Raw genomic sequence first — 14,031 nt, forward strand, 5'->3', positions numbered from 1 at the left:
AAGTTTAAATTCTTGCAAACGTTTGCTCACAACTCGCGCTATTCTAGCAAAAAAGTGTGATGTGCAGCAAACAAGAAAGCGGGAGATTAACTCTCCCGCTTTCACCTAATTACTTAGCGCGCTCTTCAAGCATTGCTACCGCAGGAAGTACTTTACCTTCAACAAACTCAAGGAATGCACCACCACCAGTAGAGATGTAAGATACGTCAGCTTTGATACCGAACTTGTCGATAGCAGCTAGCGTGTCACCACCACCTGCTACAGAGAAGCCTGCAGACTCAGCGATTGCTTTAGAGATACCAGCTGTACCCGCTTCGAAGTTCTTAAACTCGAATACGCCTACAGGGCCGTTCCAAAGGATAGTTTTTGCGTTAGCGATAATTTCAGCTAATGCTGCAGTTGACTCTGGACCTAGGTCGAAAATCATGTCGTCATCAGCAACTTCAGATACGTGCTTGATTTCAGCTTCTGCGTTCTCATCGAAAGCTTTTGCACATGCAACGTCAGTCGCAACTGGAATTGCACACTCTTTCATTAGCTTCTGAGCAGTTTCAACTAGGTCTGCTTCGTATAGAGACTTACCTACATTGTGGCCTTCAGCTGCGATGAATGTATTCGCGATACCACCACCAACAACTAGTTGGTCAGCAACTTTAGATAGAGATTCTAGAACTGTTAGTTTAGTAGAAACTTTAGAGCCACCAACGATAGCAACAAGTGGACGCTCTGGGTTGTCCATTGCTTTACCTAATGCTTCAAGTTCAGCAGCTAGTAGAGGACCAGCACACGCAACAGGTGCGTTCATGCCAACACCGTGAGTAGATGCTTGTGCACGGTGAGCTGTACCGAATGCGTCCATTACGAAGATGTCACATAGTGCAGCGTACTTCTTAGATAGCTCTTCTTCGTTCTTCTTTTCGCCTTTGTTAAAGCGAACGTTTTCAAGAACAACAAGTTCCCCAGTGTTTAGCTCTAGGCCATCTAGGTAATCTTTCGCTAGTTTAACTTCGCAATCTAGTGCGTCGTTTAGGTAGTTAACTACAGGTTGTAGAGAGAACTCTTCTGCGTATTCACCTTCAGTTGGACGACCTAGGTGAGAAGTAACCATAACCTTAGCGCCTGCTTCTAGACAGTGCTTGATCGTTGGTAGAGATGCTAGGATACGTGCATCAGAAGTCACTTTGCCTTCTTTTACTGGTACGTTTAGGTCCGCACGGATAAATACACGTTTACCTGCTAGTTCCAGGTCAGTCATCTTGATTACAGACATGATGTGTCCTCTCAAATATTCAATAAGTAAAGTTTTTCAGTAGCCCGGCAACCCTGCCAGACCTATAAATTCTTCAAACTGGTTTTGATATGGAGACGCTGATTATTTATTTCAAGTATAAAAATAAATATTTCTCCATCGCTACATTACGACTTATTTTGCAGCTTGCATTGCGAGCGCCGTATCCAGCATGCGGTTCGCAAAGCCCCATTCGTTGTCACACCAAACAAGCATTTTAACTAAGTGCCCGTTACTTACTCGTGTCTGTGTACCATCGACAATCGCGCTATGGGGATCATGATTAAAGTCGATTGAAACGAGCGGCGCTTCAGTATAGTCAACAATCCCCTGTAATGTACACTGAGATGCGTTAACAATGGTTTGATTTACGTCATTAACTTTCACATTTGTATTAATTGTGACACTTAAATCCATCGCAGTGACGTTAACAGTGGGCACTCGTACTGAAATTGCCTCAAATTTGTTAGAAAATTTCGGGAAGATTCTTTCAATACCCTTATGCAACTTAGTATCAACAGGTATGATGGATTGGCTCGCAGCTCGAGTTCGTCTCAAGTCAGAGTGGTAAGCGTCAATGACCTGCTGATCATTCATTGATGAGTGGATGGTCGTAATGGTGCCAGATTCGATTTCAAACGCATCATCGAGGGCTTTGATGATAGGAACGATACAGTTAGTGGTACACGAGCCATTGGAAACGACTTTGTGTTCGGCTTTTAGCGTGTCATGGTTCACACCATAAATAATGGTGTTGTCTAAATCACTCGCACCTGGATGCGAAAACAGCACTTTTTTAGCGCCAGCCTTTATATGCTCTTGCCCGTCAACTTGAGAGCCAAATACACCAGTACAGTCTAGAACCAAATCAACTTCTAGATCTCGCCATGGCAAAAGCTCGATATCGCTTAAATGCAGGATGCGGATTGAGTCAAACTCGCCCGTCCCTTCATGCGGAGCATCATGGTGAACATAAATATGCTCTTGGTCATTGGAGATCTTCTTACCAAAACGTCCATGGCTGGTGTCATACTGAAGTAGATGCGCCATGGCATCGGGTTGAGCCAGTTCATTCACCGCAACAATTTTGATTTTTTGGTTCTTTCCACTTTCATATACTGCACGCAGTACATTACGACCGATACGTCCAAATCCATTGATCGCAACTTTTAGCATGATTCCATCGCCCTACATGATTTTCGTGTCACAAATAGTAACCGATAGCCATCCAAAGCGCATTAAATTCGTGATATGTGCCTAAGCATCAACTCTATAAAACTTGATTAATATATGGACAATATGTTTTATTAACAGATAGATAAGTGGTTTTCTGTTGGCTGTTTCTTTTCTAGTTTCATCAACCAAAGGAAATGACTATGTCTGGTTACCCAGCTACCCACTTTTGTAAGCAATGCTCACAAGAAACGCCCCATAGCGAAGTCTTAGTGAGAAAAACGAGCAGCTACGACAGTGATCGTTCTTTGCTTGGAAGAATTAAGCTGATGGCTCACTCCTTTATCAACGGTGGACATTACTACGACATGGATCGATACGTGACATGTAAAGTATGTGGTCGTAAAGAAAAAGATAACTGGGGTAATGAGTTTGAATAACTTTTAAACTTAATGAAGCCAATATAAAAAAACCGAGCCAAATTGCTCGGTTTTCTCTTTTTTGTCGATACGAACTAAATTAAGAAAGTAGTTCTTTCGCTGTGTTCACTACGTTTTCAGTGGTGAAACCGAACATCTTGAACAGTTCACCTGCTGGAGCAGATTCACCAAACGTTGTCATACCGATGATCTTGCCACCGAAGCCAACATACTTGTACCAGAAGTCTGCGATACCAGCTTCAACAGCGATACGTGCCGTTACGTCAGATGGAAGTACAGACTCACGGTACTCAGCGTCTTGCTTGTCAAATGCATCTGTTGATGGCATTGAAACAACGCGTACTTGCTTACCTTCAGCTGTTAGCTGTGCAGCTGCTTCTACTGCTAGCTCAACTTCAGAACCGGTTGCGATAAGGATAAGCTCTGGTTTGCCTGCACAATCTTTCAGGATGTAACCACCGCGAGCGATGTTTGCAACTTGCTCTTCGTTACGCTCTTGCTGTGCAAGGTTTTGACGAGAGAAGATTAGAGACGTTGGACCGTCTTTGCGCTCGATAGCCAGTTTCCAAGCTACTGCAGATTCCACTTGGTCACATGGACGCCATGTGCTCATGTTTGGCGTTAGACGTAGAGAAGCCATTTGCTCAACTGGTTGGTGAGTTGGGCCATCTTCGCCAAGACCGATAGAGTCGTGTGTGTAAACTTGGATGTTCTGAACTTTCATCAGAGCAGCCATACGCATTGCGTTACGAGCGTATTCCATGAACATTAGGAAAGTAGCGCCGTATGGTACGAAACCACCGTGCAGCGCAATACCGTTCATGATAGCCGTCATACCAAATTCACGGACACCGTAGTGGATGTAGTTACCAGACGCATCTTCAGCAGATACTGACTTAGAGCCAGACCACATAGTTAGGTTAGATGGTGCAAGGTCAGCAGAGCCGCCTAGGAATTCTGGTAGCATAGCACCAAACGCTTCTAGCGCATTTTGAGACGCTTTACGTGATGCGATGTTTGCTGGGTTAGCTTGAAGATCAGCAATGATTGCGTTTGCTTTCTCTTCCCACTCGGCAGGTAGCTCGCCGTTTAGGCGACGCTTAAGCTCAGCCGCTTCAGCTGGGTAAGCTGCTGCGTATGCATCGAACTTAGCGTTCCACGCTGCTTCCTTAGCTGCGCCTGCTTCTTTCGCATCCCACTCTGCATAGATGTCTGCTGGGATTTCAAATGGACCGTGTTCCCAACCAAGTTCTTTGCGAGTTGCTGCAATTTCTTCAGCGCCTAGTGGAGCACCGTGACAATCGTGTGAACCAGACTTATTAGGTGAACCAAAACCGATGATCGTCTTAGTACAGATTAGAGTTGGGCGTGGGTCAGCTTTCGCTGCAACAATAGCAGCATTGATCGCTTCTGGATCGTGACCGTCTACTGCAGGGATTACGTGCCAGCCGTACGCTTCAAAACGCTTAGGTGTGTCGTCAGAGAACCAACCTTCTACTTCACCATCAATTGAGATACCGTTGTCATCCCAGAATGCGATTAGCTTACCAAGACCTAGCGTACCAGCTAGAGAACATGCTTCGTGCGAGATACCTTCCATCAGACAGCCGTCACCCATGAATGCATAAGTGAAGTGGTCAACGATGTCGTGGCCTTCTTTGTTGAATTGTGCTGCTAGAGTTTTCTCAGCAAGCGCCATACCCACAGCGTTAGTGATACCTTGACCTAGAGGACCTGTTGTTGTTTCAACACCTGGTGCGTAGCCGTACTCAGGGTGGCCTGGAGTCTTAGAATGCAGCTGACGGAAGTTTTTCAGATCGTCAATTGATAGCTCGTAACCTGCAAGGTGCAGTAGAGAGTATATCAGCATAGAACCGTGGCCGTTAGACAGAACAAAACGGTCGCGGTCAGCCCACTCAGGGTTAGCCGGGTTGTGGTTTAGGTGAGAACGCCAAAGAACTTCAGCGATGTCAGCCATACCCATAGGTGCACCTGGGTGACCAGAGTTAGCTTGTTGTACACCATCCATACTTAGAGCACGGATTGCGTTTGCGAGATGTTGACGAGAAGACATGTCAGCTCCTGAATGCATTAAGCGAATCAAATAAGTGTGTGAATAATAATTCTCTCAAAGCACTTGGGGCACTGCAAACGTTTTCCAAGCCAAAAGCTCACAATTTTCCGAGATTTCGCTCCCTTTACCCTCAAGTTGTCTATATATAAACACAGTAAAGCAAACGTTTAGTTATGATTGATGAAAAAAAAGAGCTTGTAATTCGAGCAATCAAAATTAGAATAGACGTCTAGATGTAGATACACCTACAATTACTAATATTATTTAATAGTGATGAGTTAATAAAACTGGTCACTCTCAATCGATAAAGTGGAGCTCACATGGCTAAGCACCTGTTCACTTCTGAGTCAGTATCAGAAGGTCATCCAGATAAAATTGCAGACCAAATTTCTGATGCAGTACTTGATGCGATTCTAGAACAAGACCCTAAAGCACGTGTTGCGTGTGAAACTTACGTAAAAACCGGCATGGTAATGGTTGGTGGTGAAGTAACTACTTCTGCATGGGTTGATATCGAAGAGATCACTCGTGAGACAGTACGTGAAATTGGTTATGTTCACTCAGACATGGGTTTTGATGCTAATTCTTGTGCGGTTCTAAACACTATCGGCAAGCAGTCTCCAGACATCAACCAAGGTGTTGATAAAGCAGACCCTAAAGATCAGGGCGCTGGCGACCAAGGCATCATGTTTGGTTATGCAACCAACGAAACTGAAATTCTAATGCCTGCACCAATTACTTACTCTCACCGTCTTGTAGAAAAACAAGCGGAAGTTCGTAAGAATGGCAAGCTAGACTTCCTTCGCCCAGATGCGAAATCTCAGGTAACGTTCCAATATGATCAAGGTAAGATCGTTGGTATCGATGCAGTTGTTCTTTCAACTCAGCACTGTGATTCAATCTCGACTCCAGATCTACGTGAAGCAGTAATGGAAGAGATCATCAAGCCAGTACTGCCTTCTGAGTGGATCAACAAAGAGACTAACTTCTTTATCAACCCAACTGGCCGTTTCGTAATCGGTGGTCCTATGGGTGACTGTGGTCTAACAGGTCGTAAGATCATCGTAGATACCTACGGCGGCGCAGCTCGTCACGGTGGCGGTGCATTCTCTGGTAAAGATCCATCAAAAGTAGACCGTTCTGCAGCATACGCAGCGCGTTACGTAGCGAAAAACATCGTAGCAGCTGGCATGGCTGACCGTTGTGAAATCCAACTGTCTTACGCTATCGGTGTAGCAGATCCAACGTCTATCATGGTTGAAACGTTTGGTACTGAGAAAGTTGCCCACGAGATCATCATCGAAGCTGTTCGTCAGAACTTCGACCTACGTCCATACGGTCTACAAGAAATGCTGAACCTGCTTCAGCCTATCTATAAGAAGACTGCGGCATACGGTCACTTTGGTCGTGAAGAGTTCCCATGGGAAGCGACAGACAAAGCAGCGATTCTTGCAGAGTTCGCTGGTCTTAAGTAATTAAAATTTAAGACGTAATAGAATTGAAAAGGGCTTTTGGGTAACCAAAAGCCCTTTTTCTTTAGGGATAAATTTATGGCGTAAATTTGTATTTTTTTGCCATGGGGTCAATAGTTAAAAATATGTTAACGAGCAATTTCAGCGATGAAAGCTCGTTTGCGTTAACTGATGCGCCGCTTACATCCCAGAAGTCGCCAAGCCGGGCATCGAGTTTCCAACGCTAAATTTGCCAGCGAATTTAGTCTACATAGAGAATCGATCAAGGAGGATGTATGCCTCGTACGGTGAATCCAGACGACTTTAAACCTAAACAGAAAGAAGTCCCAGACTCGGAATACGCTCGCACGATTCCGTGTAATCAACTCAGTATTTCAGCACCATTCCACTGGCTGTCTCTTGGCCTGCATGACTTTGTTAGAATGCCCTTAATCAGTGCTTTCTATGGGTTATGCTTTATGGCAGCAGCAATCGGCATTGTGCTACTCGTTCAATGGCAAGGCACTCACCTAGTAGTCATGCCAAGTCTAGTGGTCTATATGCTCATTGGCCCTTTCCTCGCTTTAGGCTTATACGATGCCGCTTGGGAACGAGAAAAAGGCCATAGCGCCAGCTTAATCCACTCCATGAAAGCCATTAGCCGTAACTCCTCCTCACAGTGGGCATTTGCGGTGCTATTGGCGGTGTGTATGATTTTCTGGATGCGTATTGCCGCGCTACTTCATGCCCTCTACCCTTCGGTACAAGGCGCACCGCTCACCGAATTTATGCCTTTCCTCGTCATAGGTTCACTGGTTGGCTTCGTCCTAGCTTGTGTGGTGTTTAGTATTTCCGCGTTCTCTATCCCGGTAATGATGGAACGCCGCGTCGATATGATGACCGCCGTATTCACCAGCTTTAACGCGGTTAAATCAAACATCCCTGCGATGATTGTTTGGGCGGCGCTGATTTGTGGCGGTATTCTTGTCGGCTTTGCCACCTACGGTATCGGTATGCTGTTTACCATGCCAATCCTTGGCTATGGTACTTGGCACGCTTACCATGAAACCATCAAGAAGAAACATCACCCTTAACAAGCGAAGCCATTTCGATCTATGATGCGCCCCAGCCATTTGAGCTGGGGCGTTTATTTAGGAGTGGTTGTGGATTCTGAACTCAATTATCGTGCACATAAAGTGATAGCTAACTGCATCCAGCAGGCTCAGGTCTCCTTCAAACGCACATTTACTCAGCCAAAATTAAACTACAAACTGCGCGGTAAAGCCGCGGGTAAAGCCTACCTGCAGCTAAATGAGATTCGTCTCAACCCAACGCTATTTGAAGAAAACCAGCAGGCTTTCCTTACAGATGTGATTCCGCATGAAGTTGCTCATCTGATTACCTACCAAGTCTATGGTCGCGTTAAGCCGCACGGGAAAGAATGGCAAGGCGTGATGGAAGCCGTCTTTAAAGTGCCAGCAAAAACAACCCATAGCTTCGAAGTCACTTCCGTACAAGGGAAAACCTTTGAATATCTTTGCGCCTGTACGACCTATCCCCTTTCCATTCGCCGCCATAATAAAGTACTGCGAAACCAAGCCAGTTACCGCTGCCAACAGTGCCAACAGACGTTAAGTTTCACTGGCAAACAACTGACCTAATTAAGACAATTCTCATCAATACCAGCCATAATTGCGTGTTAGACTGTAATTCATACTACTTTTCTAATACAAAATTCCATGAAAAGAATCCTATTTTTCAGTCTATTATTGACACTTTTCAGTGTTACTAGCCATGCTGCTCCACCCTCTTCTTTCTCCAAAGCAAAAAAAGAAGCCGTAAAAATTTACGCCGATCACCCAACCAGTTTTTACTGTGGTTGTGATATTGAATGGCAAGGACGTAAAGGAACACCTGATTTAGAGTCGTGTGGTTACCAAGTCCGTAAACAACAAAAGCGCGCTTCTCGAATAGAATGGGAGCATGTCGTCCCAGCTTGGCAATTTGGCCACCAGCGTCAATGTTGGCAAACTGGCGGACGTAAAAACTGTACTAAGAACGATAAAACCTTCCGTCTGATGGAAGCGGATCTGCATAACCTGACTCCGGCTATTGGAGAAGTGAATGGCGACCGTTCTAACTACAACTTCAGCCAGTGGAACGGTGTTGATGGCATTAGCTACGGACGCTGCGAAATGCAGGTTAACTTTAAGCAACGTAAGGTCATGCCACCTGATAGAGCAAAAGGCTCAATTGCGCGTACTTACCTCTACATGAGTCAAGAGTACGGCTTTAAATTGTCCAAACAGCAGAAGCAGTTGATGACAGCATGGAACAAGCAGTTCCCAGTAGATAAGTGGGAATGCAAACGTGAAGAGCGTATCTTCAAAATCCAAGGTAATCACAACCGATTTGTTTACCAAGCTTGCCAAGCGCTATAGCTCTCACAGCGTTATGAAATTGAGAGTTTCCAGTAATTAATTGGAAACTCTCTCTGCCCCTTGTTTTTTCGCATAAAAGCATCCATGTTAGAGGTTATCTCAAAACCTCTTGCTGGAAATCGAAACACAATGCGAATCCCACGAATCTATCACCCAGAAGCCATTAATCAGTTAGGCTCTCTCATGCTCTGCGATGATGCCGCAGGCCATATTGGCCGTGTATTACGCATGAAAGAGGGACAAGAAGTACTGCTGTTTGACGGCAGTGGCGCTGAGTTCCCAGCAGAGATCGCTAGCGTTTCAAAGAAAAACGTTGAAGTGAATATTACTCAACGTGTCGAACGCAGCTCAGAATCACCACTCGACCTTCACTTAGGCCAAGTTATTTCACGTGGCGATAAGATGGAATTCACCATCCAGAAGTCGGTAGAGCTTGGTGTAAACACGATTACCCCTCTGATTTCAGAGCGCTGTGGTGTCAAACTCGATCAAAAACGTTTCGAGAAAAAACTCGCCCAATGGCAAAAGATCGCCATCAGTGCTTGTGAGCAGTGTGGTCGCAACACAGTCCCAGAAATCCGCCCAATCATGCAATTAGAAGCGTGGTGTGGAGAGGAATATGACGGTCTAAAACTGAACCTCCACCCGCGTGCAAAATACTCGATCAATACTCTACCAACACCAGTAGAGAAGGTGCGTCTGTTGATTGGCCCAGAAGGTGGCTTATCAGCGGAAGAGATCGGTATGACGGAAAACTACAAATTTGAAGAGACGCTACTCGGCCCACGTGTACTACGTACCGAAACGGCGGCGCTTACTGCAATTACAGCCCTGCAAGTTCGTTTCGGCGATCTTGGTTAGACGGAGAATAATATGATCAAATTAGGTATCGTAATGGACCCTATCTCGTCCATTAACATCAAGAAAGACTCTAGCTTTGCCATGATGCTTGAAGCGCAGCGCCGCGGCTACGAAATCCACTACATGGAAATGGATGACCTTCACCTAGACCAAGGTGTAGCAGTTGCTGATACTAAAGTGGTTGAGCTTAAAGAAGATCCAACGGGTTGGTATGAGTTCAAATCTGAGCAAACTATCGAGCTTTCAGAGCTAGATGCGGTACTGATGCGTAAAGATCCTCCGTTTGATACGGAATACATCTACGCCACTTACATCCTAGAGCGCGCTGAAGAGCAAGGCACACTGATCGTCAACAAACCGCAAAGCCTACGCGATTGTAACGAAAAGCTGTTTACGGCTTGGTTCCCTGAGCTAACACCGACCACTATCGTGACGCGTAAAGCAGAGAAGATTAAGCAGTTCCGTGAAAAGCATGGTGATGTAATTCTTAAGCCGCTTGATGGTATGGGTGGCGCGTCTATCTTCCGCGTTAAAGAAGGCGATCCAAACGTATCTGTGATTATCGAGACCCTGACTAACCATGGTCAGAACTACGCAATGGCGCAGACTTTCGTCCCTGATATCAGTAACGGTGACAAACGTATCTTGGTTGTTGATGGTGAACCAATGCCATATTGCCTAGCGCGTATTCCTGCAAAAGGTGAGACTCGTGGCAACCTAGCAGCTGGCGGTACAGGTGAAGCTCGCCCACTTAGCGAGACAGATAAAAAGATCGCCGAAGCAGTAGCGCCTACACTTAAAGAAAAAGGACTTATCTTTGTTGGTCTGGATGTGATTGGCGATAAGCTAACTGAGATCAACGTAACGAGCCCGACGTGCATTCGTGAAATCGAAGCAGCTTTTGATGTCTCTATTACTGGCAAACTTATGGACGCAATTGAGCGTCGCCTAAAAGAATCAAAATAATTTGCCATGCTAATCATAGGGCGGTCATTGATCGCCCCATTTTGAGTTGGAGTGACTATGAACTTAACCAACCATTTTTTAGTGGCAATGCCGGGGATGAAAGACCCATACTTTCAGCGCAGTGTTATTTACGTTTGCGAGCATAATGAAGATGGTGCAATGGGGCTGATGATCAATGCACCGATTGATATCACCATAGGTAAGATGCTCGAAAAAGTCGATGTTCAAGCGTCTCACCCTAAACTTCAAACAGAAAGCTTAGACAAGCCGGTTCTTAATGGTGGGCCTGTTTCAGAAGACCGTGGCTTTATTCTCCACCAGCCGAAAGATAACTATGAATCGAGCATCAAAATGAGTGATTACCTTTCGGTGACGACATCGAGAGACATCCTCAGTGTATTGGGCACCGAAGCAGAGCCGAATCATTATATCGTTGCTCTAGGCTATTCAGGTTGGGAAGCAGGGCAACTTGAGATTGAGCTATCTGAAAACTCATGGCTTACCGTAGAAGCTGACCCTAACGTGATGTTTGATACCCCAATTAACGAGCGCTGGCAAAAAGCGGTTCAAATGTTGGGGATTAACGTAGCTCAGCTTTCAAGCGACATCGGCCACGCCTAACCCCATTCGTAAAGAGTAATTATGTCTAGAACTATTATGGCCTTTGATTTTGGTACCAAGAGTATTGGCAGCGCTATTGGCCAAGAAATTACTGGCACCGCGTCACCACTCAAAGCATTCAAAGCCAATGATGGCATTCCAAACTGGGATGATATCGAAAAACAAATTAAAGAGTGGCAACCTGACTTAGTGGTGGTGGGATTACCAACCGACCTACATGGCCGCGATTTAGAAACCATTACCCCAAGAGCGAAAAAGTTTGCCAATCGACTTCATGGCCGCTTTGGCATAGCGGTTGAGCTGCATGATGAGCGCCTATCGACTACCGAAGCGCGCTCAGACCTATTCGCCATGGGCGGCTACAAAGCACTGAGCAAAGGCAATGTCGACTGCCAATCCGCAGTGGTTATTTTAGAGAGCTGGTTTGAAACTCAGTACGGCGACTAGCGAGAAGTAATAAGTAAAAAAGGTGATGTGCAAGCATCACCCCTTTTTATTTCAATCAGTTAAGCGTCATCACTCAAGAGTGAGTATGTTAGTCCATATCGATCTTAACGTTGGCTAAACTACTGCCTCCCGAACTATCACCACGCTGAGTTTTCAACATTAGGCGCAAATCATTGGCTGAATCTGCACTGTGTAATGCATCTTCTTCATTAATCTTTCCATCGACGACCAGCTGATACAAGGCTTGATCGAAAGTCTGCATCCCCACTTGCTGTGACTTAGCCATGGTTGTTTTCAGTTCATGCAAATCACCGCGACGAATCAAATCTGACACTCGTGGACTATTAAGCAGCACTTCAAACACGCCATGACGCCCTTGGCCATTTTTATCGCGAATCAACTGCTGGGCAATGACACCACGTAAGTTCATCGATAAATCAAACAGGAACTGCTCTTTTTGCTCTTTCGGCACCAAATGCAAAATGCGCTCTAACGCTTGGTTGGCGTTGTTCGCATGGAGTGTTGCCATACAGAGGTGACCTGTTTCAGCAAAGGTCATTGCATATTCCATGGTTTCACGGGAGCGAATTTCGCCAATAAGAATCATATCCGGCGCTTGGCGCAGTGAGTTCTTGAGCGCCACCTCATAGCTTTCAGTATCAAGCCCCACTTCACGCTGCGTAATGATGCAACGCTGATGTTCATGAACAAACTCAATCGGGTCTTCCACAGTCAAGATATGCCCTGTACGGTGGGTATTACGATAGCCAGTCATCGCCGCCATAGTGGTCGACTTACCAGAGCCTGTTGCACCCACGACCAGCACTAGGCCACGCTTGGCAATCGAGAGATCTTGCAGCACATCTGGCAACCGAAGCTCTTCGAAGGTCGGAATTTTAGTTTCAATACGGCGAATCACAGCACCAGGCATTTCGCGCTGATAGAAGGCAGATACCCTAAATCGACCAAAGTGACGCACGATCGCAAAGTTGGCTTCTTTACTGGTATGAAATTCATGCAGGCGATCATGATCCATCATGGTTTCAAGCAGTGAGGTCACAACCGCACGTGAAAGCTTTTCACCGTCCGCACGTAACTCACCATCGACGCGATAAAGAATCGGCGCATCGACGGTGATATAGAGATCAGAAGACTTCTGGTTGATCATCCCCTGCAAAAAAGCATCAATATCCATTATTCTGCTCCAGCTAATTAGAACATCGATGTTTCAAGTTCGATTTTCTTTGCCACCTCAGCTTGGTCAACCAAACCTTGGGCAATCAACTGCTTGGCATTTTGCTCCATCGTCTGCATGCCATGAGCCGCACCGGTTTGAATTACCGACGCCATCTGAGCGACTTTATCTTCGCGGATCAAGTTGCGAATAGCAGGTGTCGCCATCATGATCTCATGACAAGCCACGCGACCACCACCAATACGTTTTAATAATTTCTGCGCGATGACTGAACGCAATGACTCTGACAACATCGAGCGCACCATCTCTTTATCACTGCCAGGGAAAACATCAATAATACGGTCAATGGTTTTCGCTGCGCTGCTGGTGTGCAGAGTACCGAACACCAGGTGCCCCGTTTCCGCAGCTGTCAAAGCTAAGCTGATAGTCTCTTGGTCGCGCAACTCACCGACCAAGATCACGTCTGGATCTTCACGCAGTGCGCTGCGCAGTGCATTTTTGAAACTGTGAGTATCGCGGTGAACTTCACGCTGGTTGATCAAACACTTGTTATTGTCATGGACAAACTCGATCGGATCTTCGATGGTCAAGATATGCTTATTATGGTTACGGTTAATATGATCAACCATGGCCGCTAGCGTGGTCGATTTTCCCGAACCTGTTGGGCCCGTGACTAATACCAAGCCCTTTTCCATATCCGAGATGCTTTCAAAGATCTTTGGCGCAGACAATTGCTCTAAGGTTGGGATGTCTGTTGGGATAGTTCGAAACACCGCCGCGCAGCCACGAGTCTGGTTAAAAGCATTAACACGAAAGCGCCCAACGTTAGGCAGTTCAAATGAAAAGTCGACTTCTAAGCGCTCTTCAAACTCACTGCGCTGCCCGTCATTCATAATTTCAAACACTAATTTATGCACATCAGCATGGCTAAACGCAGGGACACCTAGCTTTCTTACTTCACCATCAATTCTCACCATTGGAGATACTCCAGCAGAAAGATGTAGATCTGACGCATTATGCTTTACACTAAAATCCAGTAATTCAGCGATATCCATTTAAAATCCTTAAGTAAAA

The 14,031-nt window shown here is 45.7% G+C and carries 14 protein-coding genes; 9 read left to right on the top strand and 5 right to left on the bottom strand.

Annotation, left to right across the window (positions count from 1 at the left end):
* Positions 1-109: 109 nt before the first annotated feature.
* Entirely contained in the window at positions 110-1,270 is a 1,161-nt protein-coding gene (locus tag ACU01J_RS04890) for a phosphoglycerate kinase (protein WP_053441065.1), read from the bottom strand.
* 153 nt (positions 1,271-1,423) lie between these two features.
* On the bottom strand, positions 1,424-2,464 hold the full coding sequence (gene epd / locus ACU01J_RS04895) for an erythrose-4-phosphate dehydrogenase (protein WP_481084655.1): 1,041 nt from the start codon (positions 2,462-2,464) through the stop codon (positions 1,424-1,426).
* A 200-nt stretch (positions 2,465-2,664) separates the two neighbouring features.
* On the opposite strand from epd, the gene ACU01J_RS04900 reads away from it, so the two are divergent.
* Positions 2,665-2,901: a hypothetical protein gene (locus ACU01J_RS04900; protein WP_481084656.1), complete on the top strand. Its 237-nt coding sequence runs from the start codon at positions 2,665-2,667 to the stop codon at positions 2,899-2,901.
* A gap of 79 nt (positions 2,902-2,980) precedes the next feature.
* On the opposite strand, the gene tkt is transcribed toward ACU01J_RS04900, so the two are convergent.
* Positions 2,981-4,975 (bottom strand): transketolase, encoded by a 1,995-nt coding sequence (gene tkt, locus ACU01J_RS04905; RefSeq protein WP_481084657.1) that lies wholly within the window; start codon positions 4,973-4,975, stop codon positions 2,981-2,983.
* 320 nt (positions 4,976-5,295) lie between these two features.
* On the opposite strand from tkt, the gene metK reads away from it, so the two are divergent.
* From metK to ruvX, 8 genes are all read left to right on the top strand, one after another.
* Positions 5,296-6,450 (top strand): methionine adenosyltransferase, encoded by a 1,155-nt coding sequence (gene metK / locus ACU01J_RS04910; protein ID WP_481084658.1) that lies wholly within the window; start codon positions 5,296-5,298, stop codon positions 6,448-6,450.
* A gap of 272 nt (positions 6,451-6,722) precedes the next feature.
* On the top strand, positions 6,723-7,520 hold the full coding sequence (locus ACU01J_RS04915) for a DUF2189 domain-containing protein (protein ID WP_481084659.1): 798 nt from the start codon (positions 6,723-6,725) through the stop codon (positions 7,518-7,520).
* 69 nt (positions 7,521-7,589) lie between these two features.
* Positions 7,590-8,087 carry a SprT family zinc-dependent metalloprotease gene (locus ACU01J_RS04920; RefSeq protein ID WP_481084660.1) on the top strand — a complete coding sequence of 166 codons (498 nt, stop codon included), beginning with the start codon at positions 7,590-7,592 and terminating at the stop codon, positions 8,085-8,087.
* A gap of 78 nt (positions 8,088-8,165) precedes the next feature.
* Positions 8,166-8,867, top strand: a complete 702-nt coding sequence (locus ACU01J_RS04925) for an endonuclease (RefSeq protein ID WP_481084661.1) — start codon at positions 8,166-8,168, stop codon at positions 8,865-8,867.
* A gap of 129 nt (positions 8,868-8,996) precedes the next feature.
* Positions 8,997-9,728 (top strand): 16S rRNA (uracil(1498)-N(3))-methyltransferase, encoded by a 732-nt coding sequence (rsmE, locus tag ACU01J_RS04930; RefSeq protein ID WP_481084662.1) that lies wholly within the window; start codon positions 8,997-8,999, stop codon positions 9,726-9,728.
* Between the two features lie 12 nt (positions 9,729-9,740).
* Entirely contained in the window at positions 9,741-10,694 is a 954-nt protein-coding gene (gene gshB, locus ACU01J_RS04935) for a glutathione synthase (protein ID WP_481084663.1), read from the top strand.
* A 57-nt stretch (positions 10,695-10,751) separates the two neighbouring features.
* Entirely contained in the window at positions 10,752-11,315 is a 564-nt protein-coding gene (locus ACU01J_RS04940; protein ID WP_481084664.1) for a YqgE/AlgH family protein, read from the top strand.
* Between the two features lie 21 nt (positions 11,316-11,336).
* Complete coding sequence (gene ruvX, locus ACU01J_RS04945) at positions 11,337-11,762, top strand: Holliday junction resolvase RuvX (RefSeq protein WP_481084665.1); 426 nt, start codon at positions 11,337-11,339, stop codon at positions 11,760-11,762.
* Between the two features lie 88 nt (positions 11,763-11,850).
* Here the strand turns inward: ruvX and ACU01J_RS04950 are convergent, their stop codons facing one another.
* Both ACU01J_RS04950 and ACU01J_RS04955 read right to left on the bottom strand, forming a co-directional pair.
* Complete coding sequence (locus tag ACU01J_RS04950; protein ID WP_481084666.1) at positions 11,851-12,957, bottom strand: PilT/PilU family type 4a pilus ATPase; 1,107 nt, start codon at positions 12,955-12,957, stop codon at positions 11,851-11,853.
* A gap of 17 nt (positions 12,958-12,974) precedes the next feature.
* A complete protein-coding gene (locus ACU01J_RS04955) occupies positions 12,975-14,012 on the bottom strand; it encodes a type IV pilus twitching motility protein PilT (protein WP_481084667.1) in 1,038 nt (345 codons plus the stop codon).
* Positions 14,013-14,031: the final 19 nt, after the last annotated feature.

The organism is Vibrio sp. 2433-A1, from assembly GCF_056726085.1.